The sequence below is a fragment of the Bradyrhizobium sp. Leo78 genome (assembly GCF_059512425.1).
Window position 1 is genome coordinate 1 of the sequence record NZ_JCAMOT010000076.1, and the last position, 19,342, is coordinate 19,342.

At 63.2% G+C, this 19,342-nt stretch carries 20 protein-coding genes; 3 read left to right on the forward strand and 17 right to left on the reverse strand.

From position 1 onward, the window contains the following. From AC5ZG1_RS41715 to AC5ZG1_RS41725, 3 genes are all read left to right on the forward strand, one after another. Window positions 1-265: integrase core domain-containing protein (locus AC5ZG1_RS41715; protein ID WP_496136311.1), on the forward strand; the 265-nt coding region annotated here is incomplete at its 5' end. 207 nt (window positions 266-472) lie between these two features. Beyond that, window positions 473-1,273 (forward strand): CbbQ/NirQ/NorQ/GpvN family protein, encoded by an 801-nt coding sequence (locus AC5ZG1_RS41720; RefSeq protein ID WP_456645580.1) that lies wholly within the window; start codon window positions 473-475, stop codon window positions 1,271-1,273. Next, complete coding sequence (locus tag AC5ZG1_RS41725) at window positions 1,270-3,594, forward strand: nitric oxide reductase activation protein NorD (RefSeq protein ID WP_496136312.1); 2,325 nt, start codon at window positions 1,270-1,272, stop codon at window positions 3,592-3,594. Before AC5ZG1_RS41720 ends, AC5ZG1_RS41725 begins: the two co-directional genes overlap by 4 nt. Window positions 3,595-3,596: 2 nt before the next feature. On the opposite strand, the gene AC5ZG1_RS41730 is transcribed toward AC5ZG1_RS41725, so the two are convergent. The 17 genes from AC5ZG1_RS41730 to AC5ZG1_RS41810 form a co-directional block, all read right to left on the reverse strand. Further along, window positions 3,597-4,445 (reverse strand): urease accessory protein UreD, encoded by an 849-nt coding sequence (locus AC5ZG1_RS41730; RefSeq protein ID WP_456645582.1) that lies wholly within the window; start codon window positions 4,443-4,445, stop codon window positions 3,597-3,599. Then, window positions 4,411-5,067, reverse strand: coding sequence for an urease accessory protein UreG (gene ureG, locus AC5ZG1_RS41735; RefSeq protein ID WP_456645583.1), 657 nt, complete (start codon window positions 5,065-5,067; stop codon window positions 4,411-4,413). The genes AC5ZG1_RS41730 and ureG overlap by 35 nt, the downstream gene beginning before the upstream one ends. A 4-nt stretch (window positions 5,068-5,071) precedes the next feature. Then, window positions 5,072-6,781: an urease subunit alpha gene (gene ureC / locus AC5ZG1_RS41740; protein ID WP_456645584.1), complete on the reverse strand. Its 1,710-nt coding sequence runs from the start codon at window positions 6,779-6,781 to the stop codon at window positions 5,072-5,074. A gap of 3 nt (window positions 6,782-6,784) precedes the next feature. Next, window positions 6,785-7,480: an urease subunit gamma gene (locus AC5ZG1_RS41745; protein WP_496136313.1), complete on the reverse strand. Its 696-nt coding sequence runs from the start codon at window positions 7,478-7,480 to the stop codon at window positions 6,785-6,787. A 12-nt stretch (window positions 7,481-7,492) separates the two neighbouring features. Next, the gene (locus AC5ZG1_RS41750; RefSeq protein ID WP_496136315.1) at window positions 7,493-8,164 is read right to left on the reverse strand and encodes an urease accessory protein UreF; all 672 of its coding nucleotides are present in this window, start codon (window positions 8,162-8,164) and stop codon (window positions 7,493-7,495) included. A gap of 3 nt (window positions 8,165-8,167) precedes the next feature. Further along, window positions 8,168-8,698 carry an urease accessory protein UreE gene (gene ureE, locus AC5ZG1_RS41755; RefSeq protein WP_028165341.1) on the reverse strand — a complete coding sequence of 177 codons (531 nt, stop codon included), beginning with the start codon at window positions 8,696-8,698 and terminating at the stop codon, window positions 8,168-8,170. 94 nt (window positions 8,699-8,792) lie between these two features. Beyond that, entirely contained in the window at window positions 8,793-9,812 is a 1,020-nt protein-coding gene (locus AC5ZG1_RS41760) for an alpha/beta fold hydrolase (protein WP_456645588.1), read from the reverse strand. A gap of 77 nt (window positions 9,813-9,889) precedes the next feature. Next, a complete protein-coding gene (locus AC5ZG1_RS41765) occupies window positions 9,890-10,927 on the reverse strand; it encodes an aliphatic amidase (protein ID WP_456645589.1) in 1,038 nt (345 codons plus the stop codon). Between the two features lie 74 nt (window positions 10,928-11,001). Then, window positions 11,002-11,697 carry an urea ABC transporter ATP-binding subunit UrtE gene (gene urtE / locus AC5ZG1_RS41770; RefSeq protein ID WP_028165344.1) on the reverse strand — a complete coding sequence of 232 codons (696 nt, stop codon included), beginning with the start codon at window positions 11,695-11,697 and terminating at the stop codon, window positions 11,002-11,004. Then, complete coding sequence (gene urtD, locus AC5ZG1_RS41775; RefSeq protein WP_496136316.1) at window positions 11,697-12,446, reverse strand: urea ABC transporter ATP-binding protein UrtD; 750 nt, start codon at window positions 12,444-12,446, stop codon at window positions 11,697-11,699. The genes urtE and urtD overlap by 1 nt, the downstream gene beginning before the upstream one ends. Window positions 12,447-12,449: 3 nt before the next feature. Beyond that, a complete protein-coding gene (gene urtC, locus AC5ZG1_RS41780; protein ID WP_496136317.1) occupies window positions 12,450-13,598 on the reverse strand; it encodes an urea ABC transporter permease subunit UrtC in 1,149 nt (382 codons plus the stop codon). A gap of 2 nt (window positions 13,599-13,600) precedes the next feature. Further along, window positions 13,601-14,494, reverse strand: coding sequence for an urea ABC transporter permease subunit UrtB (gene urtB / locus AC5ZG1_RS41785; protein ID WP_496136318.1), 894 nt, complete (start codon window positions 14,492-14,494; stop codon window positions 13,601-13,603). A 58-nt stretch (window positions 14,495-14,552) separates the two neighbouring features. Then, window positions 14,553-15,809 carry an ABC transporter substrate-binding protein gene (locus AC5ZG1_RS41790; RefSeq protein ID WP_496136319.1) on the reverse strand — a complete coding sequence of 419 codons (1,257 nt, stop codon included), beginning with the start codon at window positions 15,807-15,809 and terminating at the stop codon, window positions 14,553-14,555. A gap of 254 nt (window positions 15,810-16,063) precedes the next feature. Continuing rightward, window positions 16,064-16,672 carry an ANTAR domain-containing response regulator gene (locus tag AC5ZG1_RS41795; RefSeq protein ID WP_456645595.1) on the reverse strand — a complete coding sequence of 203 codons (609 nt, stop codon included), beginning with the start codon at window positions 16,670-16,672 and terminating at the stop codon, window positions 16,064-16,066. A gap of 24 nt (window positions 16,673-16,696) precedes the next feature. Next, window positions 16,697-17,860: a transporter substrate-binding domain-containing protein gene (locus tag AC5ZG1_RS41800; protein WP_496136320.1), complete on the reverse strand. Its 1,164-nt coding sequence runs from the start codon at window positions 17,858-17,860 to the stop codon at window positions 16,697-16,699. A 648-nt stretch (window positions 17,861-18,508) separates the two neighbouring features. After that, window positions 18,509-19,036: an aspartate-alanine antiporter-like transporter gene (locus AC5ZG1_RS41805; RefSeq protein ID WP_496136321.1), complete on the reverse strand. Its 528-nt coding sequence runs from the start codon at window positions 19,034-19,036 to the stop codon at window positions 18,509-18,511. 53 nt (window positions 19,037-19,089) lie between these two features. Further along, the coding region (locus AC5ZG1_RS41810) for an integrase core domain-containing protein (protein ID WP_496136322.1) at window positions 19,090-19,342 on the reverse strand (253 nt) is incomplete at its 5' end.

Below are 19,342 nucleotides of genomic sequence, written 5' to 3' on the forward strand. Positions count from 1 at the left end.
TACTGCACCGGCCTCGCCGTGGCAGAATGGAGTTGCCGAACGGTTGATCGGATCGATCCGCCGCGAGTGCTTAGATCACATCCTCGTCTTTGGGGAGACGCATCTACGACGGATTTTGCGATCCTACGCACGCTATTACAACGACATCCGACCGCACCGGTCGTTGGACAAAGACGCGCCGGTCGCCCGCCCGGTTCAGCGGACCGGAAGCATTAAATCACACGCCATCCTTGGCGGACTTCACCACCACTACGCCCGAGCTTAGGTTTTCGGTACAGACAGGCCGATATACCTAAATCCGCTTGTCTTGTCCGGCCTTTCAGGCTGTAATTAGATCGAGGTGATATTCGCCTGTTCGCACGCTTCGATGCTGCAGCGTGTTCCGGGGCAATGGCTGCCAATCCCATTCACGAAGGGACGATGGCGCTCGGCCTTGCGGCATCACTCCTTCGTCACGCGCGGAGGATGTTTCATGAATCTCGACGCCTACCGGATCGCCGACGAACCCTACTACCAGCCGCTCGGCCATGAGATCGTGACTTTTCAGACGGCCTATGCCGAGCGCCTGCCGGTGATGCTGAAGGGGCCAACCGGTTGCGGCAAGACCCGCTTCGTCGAGCACATGGCCTGGCGGCTCGGCAAGCCACTGATCACGGTCGCGGCGCATGAGGACATGACCGCCGCCGACCTGGCCGGACGCTACCTGCTCGAGCCGCAGGGAACCGTTTGGCACGACGGGCCGCTAACGCTCGCGGTGCGCCACGGCGCGATCTGCTATCTCGACGAGATCGTCGAGGCGCGGCAGGACACCACCGTCGTGATCCATCCGCTGACCGATGCGCGCCGCATCCTGCCGCTGGAGAAGCACAACGAGCTCGTGCCCGCCCATGGCGACTTCCAGCTCACGATCTCCTACAATCCGGGCTACCAGAGTGCAGTCAAGGACCTAAAGGAATCGACCAAGCAGCGCTTCGTCGCGATCGATTTCTTCTATCCGCCGCCGGCCACCGAGGCTGCCATCATCGTCCGCGAGAGCGGCACCGATGACGAGCTTGCCGGCATCCTGGTCGCGATAGCACAGCGCTCGCGCAATCTGCAGGGCCACGGCCTCGACGAAGGCGCCTCGACTCGCATGCTGATCCACGCCGGGCGGATGGTGCGCGCAGGCTTGCCGCTGGACGTTGCCGTGCAATCCTCCATCGTGCTGCCGATCACAGACAATCCCGACATCCGCGCAGCGCTCAGTGACGCGATCCAGGCCTGTTTGCCGTGAACGCAGCCAAACAGGCAACGCTGCATCTGGTGCCTCCTGACGAGGAGGACAGCGCGACGCGCCGGATCCATCGTTTGATGCTCCAGCGCGAGACGCTGCGGCCGATGTTCCTGGTCGCCTGGGACGATCTCTCGCATCGTTTCGATGTGAACGAACTTGAAGCCTGGGCCGGCGCCGTGCTGACGCTCGCGTATGTCAATGCCGGCCCGGCCTGCCTGATCGCCTATTGGGAGGCAAGCAAGAGCGGCGGCGCTGCGGACAGGCAGGAGATCGCACCACTCTTGGTGGCAGGCCAGATGGCCGCCGATATCTGCCGAAACGCCGGCGCGCGGGCTGCGACCGCTGCGCTGCAGGCGCTGCCGGTTGCCACGCGTGTGTTCGGCAGCGGTCCGGCCCTCGCGAGGTGGTGGCGGACGATGGAACTGCTGGCGCGGCAGGCGCCGGAATCGGTTGCGCCGGCCGCCGACAACATCGCCGCAATTCTCGGCCCCGGCACGATCGACGCCTTCGAGAATTTCGTCGCGGCCGGATTGAAATTCGCTTCCGGCAACAGGGTACGACGGCTGGCGTTTTTCCGCCTCGAGGACGATCTCGCGCGTCGCATGATCGCGCGCGATCTCGGCAGCGTGACGTTCCTCGAAGCCGAGATCGAGCTGAAGGCGTTCATAACTGCGCTCTGGGGCAAGCCGCCTCTGCTGCGCAGCTTTGCCGCCGACAACAGCCAGGCGCCGCAGCGGCGCACCTCGATTGCCGGGCCGCTGATCCGCCTGCCCGAAACCTTTCGCGGCGTACAGGGCGATGCTGCGCGGGCGCTGTTCCGGGCCGCGGCGGCGCATGCACAGGCGCATCTCGTGCTGGGCAACGGGCTGTTTCCGGTCGGCAAGCTGAAGCCGCTGCAGATAGCGCTCGTCAACCTGATCGAGGACGCCCGTATCGAGACGCTGGCGCTGCGACAGCTACCGGGTCTGCGGCGGCTGTGGGCGCCTTACCATGTGGCCACGCCGTCCGGCGTCATCGCGGCTCCGACCTTGATGGCGCGGCTGGCGCGCGCACTGTTCGATCCCGCCTATGTCGATCACGACAGCTTTGTCGCGAAGGGTCGCACGATGTTTCAAGCGGCCTTGCCTCGCATCGACGACCCCGCCATCAGCCGGGAAATCGGCATGCTGCTGGGCAACGACCTCGGCCAGATGCGAGTACAGTTCAACGTCAAGACCTACGTCGTGGAGCCCGTCTATCGCGATGATGGATTGGGGCTATGGGACTTTGGCGAGAATGCTCCCCCCTCGGGCGAAATGATGGAGCTGCCGGTCGATGCGATGCGGATGGAGCGGCAGGAAGCGCCTGATGGCAACAGCAGCGAGCCGGACGAGCAAGGTGAAGCGCTTGGACGTGGCCGGCCGGTAGCACCGGACGAGCGTGGCACTGTCATCGCGAAATATCCGGAATGGGACCGCGCGGATGGCATCGAGCGCCCCGAATGGACCACGGTGCGCGAGGTGGCCGCGCGCGCCGGCGATCCGCGCCTGATCGAGGCGGCGCTCGACCATGCCGACGCGCTGCGTAGCCGGATCGGACGATTGGTGCGTGGCGTGCGGATCGGCCGGACCATCCGTCTCAACCGGCAGCATGATGGCCACGACATCGACATCGATGCCGCGCTCGATGCCGGCATTGCGTTGCGGATCGGGCAGGAGCCGGATCCGCGCGTGTTCCGATCGTCGACATCGATGCATCGCGATCTCGCGGCGCTGCTCTTGATCGATGTCTCCGAGTCGACCCGCGACCGGCTCGCCACCGGCGCGACCATTCTCGAAGTCGAGCGCTTGGCGGTCGCGGTTCTGGCGGAAGCGATGGGAAGGCTCGGCGATCCCTTCGGTCTTCTGGCATTCGCGTCAGACGGACGCGAAGATGTCAGGATGACCATGATAAAGTCCTTCGAGGAGCCGTACGACCGGAGCTGCATCGCGCGGCTCGCCGGGCTGAGATCGGGGCTGTCGACGCGGCTTGGCACCGCGCTACGCCATGCGGGGAAGGTGATCGCAAAGGCCAACTCCGGCCGCAAGCTCTTGATCGTGCTGACCGACGGCGAGCCGTCCGACATCGACGTATCCGATCCGCTCGATCTGGTCGAGGATGCGAGGCGTGCTGCGCGTGGCCTGAAAAACGCCGGCACCGATGCTTACGGCGTGGTGCTCGGCAAGGCCGGCATCCAGGCGGCATTACGGATCTTCGGCCGCGGCAACACCATGATGGTGCACCGGATCGAGGATTTGCCGGGGCGACTGTCTGGACTCTACTTCCGTCTGGCACGCCGCTGAGCTTACTTGCGACGACGTGCGAGATCGGAACCAAGCGCCGCGCGTCCGGCGACATGAAATGCCGCTTCGAGCCCGCGCGCGAGCGTGCCGCCGTCAGGCGCCAATATCCGCATCACGAGCCCGGCCTGGTTCGGCGCGGGCGACGCACCCGATAGACAGCCGCAGCTATCGACGATTTTGCTGAACGATCCGAGATCTGGCACTTTTTCCGGCGGGGCGATCAGAACGACGGTCGCGACGGCCGCCATATCACCGAGCGCGCCGTCGCGCATCTCGTCACCGCGGATCGATCCACGATCGAACAGCAGGACATTGCCGTCGGGACGCAGGATGCGCTGCCGGCTCGAAAACGATGCGAACGGCCGTCCCGCCTGACGCGGGTCGTGCATGGCGAATCCGTCGGCCAGGAACAGCACCGCACCCTCAGCCACAGTCGCCATCGTGTCGAGACAAAGATCGGCACCGGGAAACAGCACATAGGGATCGCTCGCGATCGCGCAGAACGCACCCGGACCGACCGTGATGGATTGCTGCTGCAGCGCGCCGGACTGGCGTCCGTGGTGCACGACCGTGGAAGCCTGCGTCGTCAGGTGAAATGCGGCATTCGCGGCGATGGCCACATCGAGCTTGAGACGGTCGCAGGCATACAGGCCGCCGGCGGCCGACTGCAAATAAAGCGTCAGCAAGTCGGCTCGCGTGACGTCGAGATAAAAGCCGCGGGTGACGTGAAATGGGTAGCCGACATGCTGGCGCCGCAGCACGGTTCGGCCGCCGGCAACGTCCGCGGCGAGATGCGCTTCGGCGCGCCGGCCGGAGTCAAACGCGGAACAGGACAGCGGCAGAGATCGCATCGGCAACCGCCTCGATGCCGGCACCGGAGCGCGCGTTCGTCGCAAGCACCGGCCGGCCTCCCCTCACGCTGACAGCCTCGGCAAGCATCGGCTCGAGCGCGACGCCGACATGCGGCGCGAGATCGATCTTGTTGACGACAAGGAGGTCGCAGCGGAGCAGGCCCGGCCCCTTCTTGCGCGGAATGTCGTCACCGCCCGCGACGTCGATCACGAACATCCACCAGTCGACCAGGTCGAGTGAGAAGGTCGAGGCGAGATTGTCGCCGCCGGATTCGAACAGGATCAGTTCGAGCCCGGGAAAGCGCGTTTCGAGATCGTCTCCGGCGGCGATGTTGAGCGTCGGGTCCTCGCGGATCACCGTATGCGGGCAGGCGCCCGCCTCGACCGCGGAGACACGCGCCGGGTCGATCAGGCCCGAACGACGCAGCCGCTCGGCATCCTCCTTGGTTACGAGATCGTTGGTCACTACAGCGAAATCGATACCCCGACGCTGCAAGACCGGAATCAACGCCTCGATCAACGCGGTCTTGCCGCAGCCGACGGGACCGCCGATGCCGACGCGTGCCGCGGCGGGACTGGCATGGGTTGCGGCGCGCTCAATGGGATGCAGCTTGTCGAGCATCGCATCACCTCAGCATATAACGCCGCGCCAGCGGCAATTCGCGCGCCGGTTCGCAGGTCGCAAGCGCACCGTCGACGAAGACGTCAAAGGTTTCAGGGTCGACGGTGATCTTCGGACAAAGATCGTTCCAGAGCATGTCGCCCTTGGAGAGCTTTCGCGTTCCCTTCACGGGCAGCAATGTCTTCGACAGGCCGAGGGCACCGGCGAGATCGTGCTCCACGGCGAGCGGATGCACGAAGCAGGCCGACAGCGCCGCCGGCGCGCGGCCGAACGCGCCCCATTGCGGGCGCATCAGCATCGGCTCGCAGGTCATCAGCGAGGCCGCGCTGTCGCCCATCGCGCCCCAGGCGATGAAGCCGCCCTTGATGACCAGCTCCGGCTTGATGCCGAAGAACGCCGGCCGCCAGACCACGATGTCTGCAAGCTTTCCGTCTTCCAGCGAGCCGACATGGTCGGCAATGCCAAAGGTCCGCGCGGCGTTGATGGTGTACTTCGCCACATAACGGCGGATGCGCGCATTGTCGCCAAAACCTTCGCGATCTTCCGGCAGCGCGCCGCGCTGATCCTTCATCTTCGAGGCGAGCTGCCAGGTGCGGCAGATCACCTCGTGGATGCGGCCCATGCCCTGGCTGTCGGAGCCGAGCATCGAGATCGCGCCGATGTCGTGCAGCACGTCCTCGGCCGCAATAGTCTGCGCACGAATGCGACTTTCCGCGAACGCCACATCCTCCGGGATCGCCGGATTGAGGTGGTGGCAGACCATGGTCATGTCGAGATGTTCGTCGAAGGTGTTGACCGTGAACGGATTGGTGGGGTTGGTCGACGACGGCAGGCAGTGCATCTCGCCGGCGACGCGGATGATATCGGGCGCGTGGCCGCCGCCTGCGCCTTCGGTGTGGTACATGTGAATGGTGCGGCCGCCGATCGCCTCCAGCGTGTTCTCGACAAAGCCGGATTCGTTCAGCGTATCGGTATGGATCTGGACCTGGAAATCGTAGTCGTCGGCGACGCGAAGGCAGGTGTCGATCGCGGCCGGCATCGAGCCCCAGTCCTCGTGCAGCTTCAATCCCATCACGCCGGTCTCGAGCTGCTCGACCATCGGCGGCGCGCGATGGGAGTTGCCGCGGCCGAGGAAGCCGAAATTCATCGGCCAGGCTTCGGCGGCCTGCAGCATCTTGCCGGTATTGAAGGGGCCGCCGGAATCGATGCCGACCGTGATCGGCCCGAGCGAGCCGCCGATCATGGTGGTAATGCCGCTGGCGAGCGCATGCTCGACAAGGCCGGCGCTGTCGAAATGAACGTGGACGTCGATCGCGCCGGGCGTTGCGATCAGGCCCTCGCAATCGCGCACGGTGGTGCCGGTCGAGACGATCAGCTGCGGATCGACGCCGTCCATGATCGCGGGGTTGCCTGCCTTGCCGATGCCGACGATGCGGCCATTCCTGATGCCAAGATCGCCCTTGACGATGCCGAGCACGGGATCGATTACCACGACATTGCAGAGCAGGAAATCGAGCGCGCCTTCGGCCGAGGTGATGCCGGCCATGCCGATGCCGTCGCGCAAGGTCTTGCCGCCGCCGTGCAGGCATTCATCGCCATAGACGGCATAATCCTTCTCGACCACGGCGAAGAGCGAAGTGTCGCCGAGGCGAACGGAATCGCCGGTTGTCGGCCCATAAAGCGCTGCGTAGTCGCGCCGGTCGATCATCGCCACAGGTTATGCTCCCCTGAAATCGCGCGCGCGTGCTCGCGTCAGCGCGGCGCTGCGCACGGCCGGATCGCTGCCGACACCGTCGGTGAGATTGTTGAGGCCGGTCAGTTCGCGCCGCCCGCCGAACTCGACCAGCGACACCTCCTTGGAGGCGCCGGGTTCGAAACGCACCGCCGTGCCGGCGGGAATGTCGAGCCGCATATTGAAGGCCGCGGCGCGGTCGAATTCGAGCGCCTTGTTGACCTCGAAGAAATGGAAATGCGACCCGATCTGGATCGGACGGTCGCCGGTGTTGACCGCAGTCAACTTCATCTTGCGCCGCCCGGGATTGAGTTCGAGCTGACCGTCACGCGCGGTGATGGCGCCGGGATGCTCGGTGTCGGCGGCAGCGCCCGGCGGCGGGCGGATCGGCTCATGCACGGTGACGAGCTTGGTGCCATCTGCAAACACGCATTCGACCTGGATAACATCCATCATCGCGGCAATGCCGGGCAGCACGTCATCCGTGGAGAGGATCGTGGAGCCATGGCCGATGAGGTCTGCGACCGAACGGCCGTCACGCCCGCCTTCCAAAATCTCGTCGGTGATGATCGCGACCGCTTCGGGATAATTCAGCTTCAATCCCCTGGTACGCCGGCGGCGCGCCAACTCGGCGGCATTGAAGATGGTCAACCGTTCGAGTTCCGTGGGTGTCAGCAGCATGCCTTCTCGCTTTCAATTGGCAAACAGTCGCAGGTCGGCCTGCGCATGGCGAGCCGCGGCAACGTCGAGGAAGGGCGCAAAGCTTTCGAGCTCCGCATCGGGCAATGTCTGGCTCATCGTGATCTGCTCGATCAGCGGCAGGCAATCGGCGAGCACCTCCTGCCCTTGCAGCGCCCCGACCGCCCCTAACCGGATCGCAGCAGTGATCAGGCCCGACGCGACCGTGTAACCCGAGGTCAGCTGCACCAGGTTTTCGTCGAGCCCCACCGAGGACCAGACCGCGCCCTGCATCACCGCGATATGGCCCAGGCATTCGCCCGACCGCACTGCGTCGCGCAGGATCGCCGCTAGATCGTTGCCGATCCGCGCATGTGAGGCCAGAAACGACGCGCCATTGCGGCGCGAACCCGCGCGCAGGCTCTCGACCAGCGTCGAGGCTTCCACGTCGCGATCGACAGCAGCGATGACGGCGAGATCGCCGTTGCAGCGGAAAGCGCGCAGCAACGCGACCCGGTCATAGCTGGCCCAGCGATGTTTCAGCGCCGCCGACACCAACCGCTTCAACTCGCACGCGTCTAGGCCATCGCGCAGCGCGATGAGGCCCTCGATCCCATAGGAGAAGGCGAAGGAGCCGCTGGGAAACGCCCCGTCTGCCTGCCATAGCGCGCGCAAGGTCGACAGCATCGCTTAGTGGCTCTGGTCGTGCTGGTGGACGTGATGTCCATCATGATCGTCCTCGGCCGCCGCGTGATCTGGCACGTCCTCTTCCTCGTCGAGCACGCTGATGCCGACGCGGCGCGAGGCGACCATGTCCTCCAGCCTTGCGATGTAATCCTCGGGCCGTCCCTCCAGCGCCACGAACAGAACTTCGCCGCCAAAGCGGACACGCCAGTGCAGGTTTCCGACGTGATAGCCCAGTTCGATCGCATCCGCGATCGAGCGCGGTTCGAGCTTCAGCCAGCGTTCGGTCGCCGCGCGCACGACGATCGCGCTGTCGCTCTCCAGCACGAGTACTGCGCCGTCGAACAGTTTCTGGTGGCGCGGCAGCGCGATCGCCAGTTCGACGCCGCCACGGGTGGTGATCAAAAGCCGCCGCCGCGCCAGGTCGGCAACAGGCACGTTTACAATATCGACCGCGCCGCGGTGCTCGAGCCGATGCAGCTCCTCGGACAATTCCGGCTCCAGTCGGCTACCGAGCACACGTTCGATGCGCAGCATCGCAGTCTCCTTCCCACATCTTCACCTCTCCCGCTTGCGGGAGAGGGGTGCAGCCTCGGATAGAGTTTGACCTGATGTCATCATGCTCCGGCCGTCATTTGGCGAGCAGTTCCTTCAGCTTGACGTCGATGAAGTCGACGTCAACCGGGTTGGTGCCGGGGCCGCCGGCGAAATGGCCCCAGATCGAGGGCACCGGAACGAATTCGGCGTTCGGCATATGCTCGACTTCGAACCTGCTGTCTTCGGGTGGAAAATAGAGGTCGGTCTGACCGGGCATGACGTAGGCCCTGGCCTTGATCGCGCCGAGCGCCGCCTTGAAATCGCCCTTATAGATCTCGTTGTCGCTGATATCGCCGTTCTGCCAGGTCCAAAGCATGGTCAGGAGATTGTTCGGGTCCTTGGGCAGGAAGAAACCTTCCCAGAACGCGACCAGGAAGTCCTCCAGCGAGGAGTAGCCCAACGTATCGAGATCAAGCTTCTCGCGATAGAACGCCTGCGAGAATCCCCAGCCGGCATAGACGCGCGCGGCGGCGCGCAAGCCGCGGGCCGGCTTCTCGGTGTACCAGCCTTCTTTCCAGGCCGCATCCGCCGTCAGCGCCGCCTTCACGCCTTCGAGGAAGACGAAATTATGCCGCGAGCACTTGGCCGAACCGCAGAATGGCGCGATCAGGTCCATCATGTCCGGATAGAGCGCGCCCCAGTGGAAGGTCTGCAGCGCGCCCATCGACCAGCCGGTCACAAGGCGAATGTGTGTGATGCCGAATTTCTCGGTCACCAGGCGGTGCTGGACGCGCACATTGTCGTAGGCCGTCACATGGGGAAAGCGCGGGCCGTTATACGGCTCGGGCGTGTTGCTCGGCGAAGACGACAGCCCGTTGCCGAGCATGTTCGGGATGATGATGAAGTATTTGTTCGGGTCGAGCGCGCGGCCCTCCCCGATCAGCCATTCATTGTCGTAGTGCTGGCCGGAATACCAGGTCGGATAGACGACGACGTTATCCTTCGCCGCGTTCAGCGTGCCGAAGGTCTTGTAGGCCAGCTTGCAGCCACGCAGGGTGGCGCCGCGTTGCAGCCTGACGTCGCCAAGGTCGTAGATTTCGTAATCGAGAGTCATGACGGCGCATCCTCTCTTGCTTCATGGTTTCGCGTGCGCCGGCCGACTCTCCGGCCGGCGCCGCATTATAGGCCTGTTCAGCGATGCGCGACCTTCTTGGCCGGGATTCCCTCGATCGGGCATTCCTCGGTTCCGACAGTCGAGCGGGTGAAAGATTCGACCATCTCGCGCGTTCCTTCTGGGTCGGCGATCCACTTCGAATAAAAGTCGTAGGGGCAGGTCGCGACGCCGCGATCGCCATCGCCGGAATTGATCATGCCGGTGTAGCCACGGTGGACCAGCTTGAAGAGGTGGTTCTGCGACTGGCCGTTCTTGCGCGCGTCGCGGATCAGCGACTTCGAGAGCTGGGCGTATTGCACGCCGTAATCCTCCTCGCCGCATTCGCCGAGCGTGCGGCCGTCGAAGCCGATGATCGCTGAATGGCCGAAATATGAGTAGACGCCGTCGAAGCCGGCGGCGTTCGCAACCGCGACATAGACATTGTTGGCCCAGGCCATCGCCTTGGCCATGATGACCTGCTGGTCCTTGGCCGGATACATGTAGCCTTGGCAGCGCACGATCAGCTCGGCGCCCTTCATCGCACAGTCGCGCCAGATCTCGGGATAATTGCCATCATCGCAGATGATGAGTGAAACCTTCAGGCCCTTCGGCCCCTCGGAGACGTAGGTGCAGTTGCCGGGATACCAGCCTTCGATCGGCACCCAGGGCATGATCTTGCGATATTTCTGTACGATCTCGCCCTTGTCGTTCATCAGGATCAGCGTGTTGTAGGGCGCCTTCTTCGGATGCTCCTCGTGCCGCTCGCCGGTGAGCGAGAACACGCCCCAGACCTTCGCCTTGCGACAGGCTTCGGCAAAGATCTCTGTCTCCTCGCCCGGCACGACAGACGCCGTCTCGTACATCTCCTTGGAGTCGTACATGATGCCATGGGTGGAATATTCCGGGAAGATCACCAGATCCATGCCAGGCAGACCGGTCTTCATGCCGACGATCATGTCGGCGATCTTGCGAGCGTTGGCGAGCACCTCCGCCTTGGTGTGAAGCCGCGGCATCTTGTAGTTCACGACGGCGACGCCCACCGTGTCGTTGCTGGAAGTAATATCACCGTGCAACATATAGCTCTCCTTGCGGTTTTCTGGTCACTGGTTCTGGTCCTCACGCACCGTTGCCTGCCACCGCGACGCTCCGTTCACACCGCCATGTGGCGGTGAACCAGCGCGTCGCTGAGTTCGCCTATCTTGCCCGATGCCACCACGCGCCCCTTCTCCATCATGGCGAAGCAATGCGCGGCGCGGCGGACGAACGATACGTTTTGCTCGACCAGGATGACGGTGAGTCCGACGTCCCGGTTAAGGCGGATGATGACGTTCTCGATCTCCTCGACGATCGATGGCTGGATGCCTTCGTTGGGCTCGTCCAACAGGATGATCTTCGGATCGGCGGCGAGCGCCCGCGCGATCGCGAGCTGTTGCTGCTGACCGCCGGACAGCACGCCGCCATTGCGGTCGAGATTGTCGATCAGATACGGGAACAGCTCGGCTACGAGCGGCGGGATCTCCCGCTTGCCGTCGCTCCGCGCAAACGAGCCCATCAGGATGTTCTCACGGATCGAGAAATCCGGGATGATCTCGCGGCCCTGGGGAACATAGGCGATGCCTGCCCGCGCGCGTTGAAACGTCGGCTTCGCACCAAGATCATCGCCATCGAGGCTGATTTCGCCGCCCATCCGGTCGGTGAGGCCCATCAGCGTCTTCAGCAGCGTGGTCTTGCCGGTTCCGTTGCGGCCCATGACGGCGGTCACCTCGCCGTCGGGCACGTCGAGGCAGACATCGTGCAGGATGTGGCTGCGGTCGTAGAAGCTGTCGACATGGGCGAAGGCGAGCATCACGAAATCCCCTTCGATCCCAGATAGGCCTCGCGCACCTTCAGATTGTTCTCGATCTGCTCGACGTCTCCCTCGGCCAGCACCTGGCCGAGATGCAGCACCGTGATACGCTCGGCGATCTCGCGGACGAAGGCCATGTCGTGCTCGACGACGATGATGGTGTGACGGCCCTTGAGGTTGTTGACGATCTCTGAGGTCTTGTGCGTCTCGGCCTGCGTCATGCCCGCGGTCGGCTCGTCCAGGAGGATGATCTTCGGATTCTGCGTGATCAGAAGGCCGAGCTCGAGCCACTGGGTCTCGCCATGGCTGAGATAGGCGGCGATGCGGTCCTGCTCCTCGGTGAGGCCGATCAGCTCCAGCACCTCATCGACATTGCGCTCCGCATCAGTGCCGAAGCCGAAGCGCAGATTGGCGAACACGCCGGGCTTCTTGCAGCTCGCCACTTCGAGATTGCGACGAACTGTGAGTTCCTTGAACACACTCGGGATCTGGAATTTGCGCCCGATGCCGGCGCGCGCGATCTTGTGCTCTTCCCAGTTGGTGATGTCGGTATCGTGCAGATAGACGCGGCCATCGGTCGACTTGGTCTTGCCGGAGATCAAATCCATCAGCGTGGTCTTACCGGCGCCGTTGGCGCCCAGCAGCACGCGCAACTCGCCGTCATCGACGGTCATGGTCACGCCGTTGACGGCCTTGAAGCCTTCGAAATCCACGCTCAAGCCGTCGATGGTGAGTGCCGATTGCGCCATCGCCTACTCCGCCAATTGTGACGATGTTTCGCTCACCGGCAGCGCCTGCGGCGAAGCCGTAGGCTTGCGCGCCAGCAAGCGATCGATGAAATCATGCGCGAGCCCGGCAAGGCCGCGCGGCAGATAGAGCACCACCAGCACGAAGATCAGGCCGATGATCGCCTTCCAGGCCTCGGCAAAGCCTTCGGTCTCGCTGACAGTGGCCGAGATCGTGTTGATCAGGATCGCGCCGATGCAGGCCCCCAGGATCGAAGCGCGCCCGCCGACGGCGGCCCACACCACCATGGTGATGGAGAAGGTGAGGTCCATGAAGGTCGGGGAAGCAAACTCCGACACGATCACGTAAAGCATGCCGGCAAAACCCGCGATCGCCGCCGAGACCGCGAAGAAGAAGGTCTGGTAGGCCGGCACGTCGAAGCCGAGATAGCGCGCCCGATTCTGGTCGTCGCGCACCGCCTGCAAGATCAGGCCGGAACGCGTGTCGATCAGGAGCCGCGTGCCGACAAGGACGAGGCTGAGCGAAACCGCGACGAGGTAATAGGTCGGGACGATGTAGGGGTCGAATTCGAGGCCCGCGACATTGAACCAGCCGAGATCGGTGAGCCCGTTGAAGCCGTTGGTGACGGGCTGCGAGTCGATCACCACCAGCCGCACCAGGAGCACCAGCGCCAGCGTGATGATGGAGACGAATACGCCGGAGATGCGCTTGCGGAACACGATGGTGCCGAGGATGGTGGCGAGCAGCACCGGCAGGATCAGTCCCATGGCAACACCGAACCACTGGCTCTGGAACGGCAGCCAGAGGAACGAAGCCTTGTTGATACAGCAGAGCTCGGTCGGCGCGCCCGGCTCGGCGTTCCACAGCATGAAATCCGGCACCGGCTTGTCGGAGCCCTGCTGCAGACTGGTCGTGCTCGCGAGCTTCAGCGACATCGCCAGCACGTAGGCGCCGGCGCCGAAGAACAGGCCCTGGCCGAGATTGAGAATGCCGGCATAGCCCCAGGACAGAGCCACGGCGACACCGAGCATGCCGTACACGAGATATTTCGCCACCCGATTCAGCCAGAACGCATCCATGACCAGCGGCAGGAGCATCACCAGCACCACGAACGCGGCATAGATCGCCCAGTCGATCTTGCGTTTCATCGGCATCGCTAGCGCCCCTTCAGGGCGAACAGCCCTTTCGGCTTGAGCACGATGATGGCGATGACGACGCCGAACACGACCGCACGCGCCAGGATGTCGTTAGTGGCTGCCGCCACCAGCCCGTTGATCTCGCCGAGGATGCCTGCCGACAACACCGAGCCGAGCAGGCTGCCGACGCCGCCCATGACAACGACAAGGAAGCCGTCGACCACCATCGACGTGCCCATATCGGGAAACACCGTCTTGAAGCCGGACATCATCACACCGGCGACGCCGGCGAGACCAGACCCGAAAGCAAAGGTCAGAGCGTTGACGCGGGTGACGTCGATGCCGCAGGCCGCGGCCATCCTCGGATTGCGGATGATGGCGCGCACCTGTGTGCCCATCGACGTCCGATAGATAATGAACCAGGTCACGAGCGCGAGGATCGCGGTCACCAGGATGATGAAGGTGCGGTAGCGGTTGATGTCGGCGCCGAGGATGGAGAACGTGCCCTGCAGGAACGGCGGCACTGCGACGTTCTGTAGGCCCGGCCCGAGGCCCTGGATGTGGATGCCGAGAAACGACAGGCCGAATTCCAGCCGCACCGCCTGCTGGATCAGGATGGCGATGCCCCAGGTCGCAAGCAGCGTGTCGAGCAGGCGGCCGTAGAGCCGCCTCACCACCACGCGCTCGATCAAGAGCCCGAGCAGCGCGGTGACGATGAAGGCGAGCGGTATCGCGACAAAGATATTGGTGCCGAGCCAGATGCCCGAGAGCACCGTGACATAGGCGCCGACCATCACCATCTCGCCATGGGCCATGTTGATCACGCCCATCGCGCCATAGGTGATCGCAAGGCCAAGGGCGACCAGAAGCAGGATCGACCCGAGACTGAGACCGATAAAGAGAACTTCAAGCATGCCACCGCCCCACCCTCCACCGCGCGCGAGCAAGCGCGGCGGAGGCTGTATGCCTCGATCAGGTTTTCAGCTTGGCCGTGTCGAGCCCCTTGCCTGTGCAGAACAGGTTGGTCGGGGTCTCGCCATAGGCGACATAGGGCAACGGTACGACCGGCTCCTTATAGGCGTCGATGATCTTGCCCTGCCCGTCTGGGAGCCATTGCGCGATGCGCGGCGTGAGGTAGGTGTGCAGGTTCTCGGGATCGATCTTCACGTGGCCGTTCGGCGCATCGAACTCCTGTCCCTTCACCGCCTCGCGGATCGCGGTTGGCGTGATCTCAGCGGCTTTCTCGGCCGCCTGCTTCCACAGGAACACCTGAAAATAGGAAGATTCCAGCGCATGGTGCGTCACCGCCTTCGGATCCTTCACGAAGGCGCGGTAGCGCTCGACGAAGGCCTTGTTGCGATCGGTGTCGATCGCCTGGAAGTACGGGAACGAAGTGTAGCTACCGACCGCATATTCCGCGCCCATTGCCGCGATCTCGATCTCGGAAGTAACGGTGGCGCAGATCGGCAGCTTGTCGTGGGTCAAGCCCTGGTTCTTGTATTCGCGGTAGAAGGCGACCACGGAGTCGCCGACCACGTTGGACAGCACAACGTCGCAGCCCGAGCTCTTGATTTTGTTGACCATCGAGCCCCATTCGGAATGGCCGAGCTCGAGATATTCGTCGGCGATCCATTCGCCGCCGTTCTTTTCGATCAGAATCTTCGAGACCTTGGCCATTTCGCGCGGATAGATGTAGTTCGATCCGACGATAAAGAACTTCTTCTTGCCGAGCGTCTTGATGATCCACGGGATGAAATTCGAAAGCTGCTGGTTTGGAACGGCGCCGGTGTAGACGACGTTCTTGGAGCATTCGAAGCCTTCGTAATAGGTCGGATAGAAGTAGAGGTTGTTGCGCTTCTCGAACACCGGCAGCACCGCCTTGCGGCTCGCCGACGTGTAGGAACCGAACACGGTCGGCACCTTGTCCTGGATCACGAGCTTCGAAGCTTTTTCGTTGTAGGTCTTCGGATCGGATGCGCCGTCCTCGGCGATCGCCACGACCTTCATCCCTTTGACGCCGCCGGCGGCATTGATCTCGCTGATGGCCATCAGCGTGGCGTCATGCAGCGACTTCTCGATAATCGAAAGACCTCCGGTCAGAGAGAACAACACGCCGACCTTGACCTCGCCCGCCGCACGCGCGCCGGTCTGAAAGACCCATGGCGACGTGATCACCGTGCCGCTTGCGAGCAAGCCATTCCTCAGAAACCTGCGTCTGTCGATCGCCATACCTACACTCCCCATGTGTCGAGGCACACCAAGCCGTTCGCGCCGAAGCACGTTGTTTCGAAGCCAGAAAAATCCCAGATCAGGCCGCTCCCCGAAAACGCTAACGCGTCGGCGGCGAATCTCGACCCCACAAAGCAAAAAAGCCCGACAGATCCTCGCGGATCTTTCGGGCTTACCTAGCCTGAGCTGAACCAGCAGCATCGATGGTCCAGCAAAAGTCGCGAGAAGGATTTCCTCTCGCGACGCCTCAAAAGCTAATCACCTTTCACGCGGTATTGCAACAGCTCGTTTGCGTGAATGATCGCGGCCGCCATGTCGTCCATCGACAAGCGCTTCGCCATCGCTTGTTTGCGGATCGTTTCGTATGCTTCCGCTTCGTTCAATCCCTGACCGTCCATCAGAATGACCTTCGCCTTCTGGATGCGCTGGATGCCGGCGAGCTTGCGCTCGAGTTTGCGCACGCGTTTGTCGGCCTCGCGCCGCTCGAGCCAGAGGCTGCGCGCGATCGTCAGGTTGGTGAGCAGACCGAACGGCCTGATCGGCCGCTCGATCACTGCGACCGCGCCGGCTTCGAGCACAAGCTGCAGCGTGGACGGATCCTCGTAGCTGACAACGGCGATGAGCGTCGGCCGGTGGTTTGCATCCGACTTCAACAGCTGCTGGATCTCCTCGCGTACGTCGTGCTCGATCGCGAGCAGCACGATGTCGGCACCCTCGGCCCAGCAGTCCGGCACCGGCCACTGAGTCTCGACCATGCACCCGATGCGGCGCAGATGCTCGACCAACCTCGTGCGCTCGGTGTCAGCCGGATGCACGACGTGAACCCGCAACCCGCGCAAGTCCCGAAGAATTTGGATGGCCACGTCCAGTTCTCCGTTACGGGGTGCTCATGAGTGGAGCAACGGCAGCTCGACCGACCAATCGTCGAGGCTCTGGACGACACAATAGGGATCGGGCTTCACCCGCACGCCGGGATTCCAGACCGTCTGGAAACGGCCGTGACGGTCGAGCCGGGCGATCCGCGGCCACAGGAAGGTGTGATTGTTCTCCGGATCGACCCTGACGCGGCCCTGCGGGGCATCGAATTCTGCGTCGCGCAAGTTTCCGAGCACCTGTTCGGGATCGTCGGAGCCGCATTTCGCCACCGCACGAAACGCCAGATGAAGCTGGAAATAGGCGGCCTCGGCGCAGGCGGTGACGGGAGCATCAGCACCGTACTTCTCCTTGAAGCTGGTGACGAAGCGCTTTGCCGCCGGCGAGGAAAGCGTCTCGAAGAAGGGAGCAGCGGTGATGTGGCCTTCGGCGGCTTCGGCACCCATTTCCGCAACCTCCGCTTCGCTGGTGCTCAGGCTCGCGATCGGCATGCGCGCCGGATCCAGGCCGGCCGCGCGATAGGCACGATAAAGCACGGATGTGCCGCTGCCCACCACAGTGGAGAAGATGACGTCGGGCGAAGTCTTCTTGATGCGGCTGACGACCTTGTCAAAATCTTTCGGATCCGGGCGCAGGGGCACATAGATCTCGTCCAGCACCTTGCCTTTGCTCTGCACCACGAAGTCCGCCATCACGCGGTTCGACTCGTAGGGATAGATGTAGTTCGAGCCGACGAACAGAAACCTGTTGCCATAGGCGGACAGGAGGAACTTGGCGAGCTGCAGTGAATTCTGGTTCGGCGCCGCGCCGGTGTAGATGCAATGGCGCGAGTACTCGAAACCCTCATAGAGGGTCGGATAGAACAGGAGACCACGGTGCGCTTCTACCACGGGCAGGACCTGCTTGCGCGTGCTCGACATGTAGCAGCCAAACACGAGCCTGATCCGATCGACCTGAAACAACCGCTCCGCGAAACCCCGAAATTTCTTGGGATCGGAAGCAGGGTCGTACAACACGGGCTCGATCGGCCGTCCCAGAACTCCTCCTTTCCCGTTGATTTCCTCGATCGCGAGCAAGGTGGCATTCAGCTGCGTCCGCTCGATCGTCGATGTGACGCCTGTCTCCGAAAACAGCACGCCGACACGCCATGCACCGACACTATTCTCCATCAAATCCATAGTGAGGCAAACTACTCCACGCTCTGGGCGACTCCGTTGTCCAAGGAACGCAGCTTATTACCGATTTGTTCGAATTGGAAAGCGATTGATTTGGCAGAAAATGCCTATTGCACTGCTCGTGCTACCCTTCGACTGAAGGATCATTGACGTGGTGACATCATCCAAGCTCGTCGCCGCCAAGCGACACCGGGTTGGTCGGTACAAGACGGCCTTGAGAGCGCACTGCAGGGACCGATCTTGACCGGTCTCGTCGACGGCGCGGATCTGCCGATTGTCTTCCATCGACATAGCCAAGGCGGATGAACATGCCGTACGCAGGCGGACGCCCTACCACACGTGCATCGCACCGTTTGTCCTGCCGCTCATAACGGTTCGATCGGGGGGTGACCGTTGGTAGCGGGGGTCCGCTACATCGCTGGACCCACTATGCTGGAAGCACTGTTTTCGTACCGGAGGGCGGCTTAGCTCGCCACATAGCGCCTTGATAGTCCGCCAAAAGCCGCCGTTCGTGCGCGATCCATCGCCACCAGAAATGAGCGCCGAGCAGAGTCAAACGGGCAAGCTCCTCTTGCGGTGGTGGAGCGGAGCTACCGTCAAGAGAACGCCGCCGCGTCCTCGGAGGACAGCGGCGGCGTGAGAAGTGGGCGCCTAGAAGGCGTTGACGACGACGATCGTCAGCAGTGCCATCACGAGACGGGACACCGCATAGCCCGTCGCATAGCCCACGACCGGGACATTGCTCTTGGCGGCCTCCTGCAGCGCACCGAGTGCGGCGGTGGTCGAGCGTGCCCCAGCGCAGGCGCCGAGCATGATGCCCGGGTGAAACTTGAACACGTAGTGGCCGAGTAGCAGTCCGGCGATGATAGGCACCAGTGTCACGAGCGTGCCGGCCAGGAACAGGGTCACACCGTAGTTCTGGATGCCGCCAACGAAGCCGAGTGCCGCGTTCAGACCAATGCAGGCAATGAAGCCGTTCAGGCCGACATTGTTGAACACCCAGATGGCCGGGCCCGGGATGTGCCCGAAGGTGCGCATGGTCGAGCGCATATAGCCGCAGATGATGCCCGCGACGATCGCACCCACGGCTGTGCCCAGCGATAGCGGGATGCCCCCGATCCGGATCGTGAAGGCGCCGACCAGGCTGCCGAACACGATGCCGAACGCCATGAAGGCCATGTCGGAGCCCTCGGCTGGACGATCGGCATAGCCGAGCTTGTGCCTACCGCAAATCAAACGCGAGCATATCGGTGATGCAGTCCACCGAGGATCGGACGGCACAGAATGCGTCCTGCTGCCTCGGCGGAACGTGACATCGGCGCGTCCTTGTTCAAGGATAGGTGAGTGCGCGTGCCATTATAGTAATGGGCGCAAGATTTCAGAATGCGGCGCAGATGCACCTCGCCCAGGACAATGATGTGGTCCAGAGATTCCCGCCGAATCGATCCGATCAGCCGTTCGGCGAAGCCATTCTGCCAAGGTGAA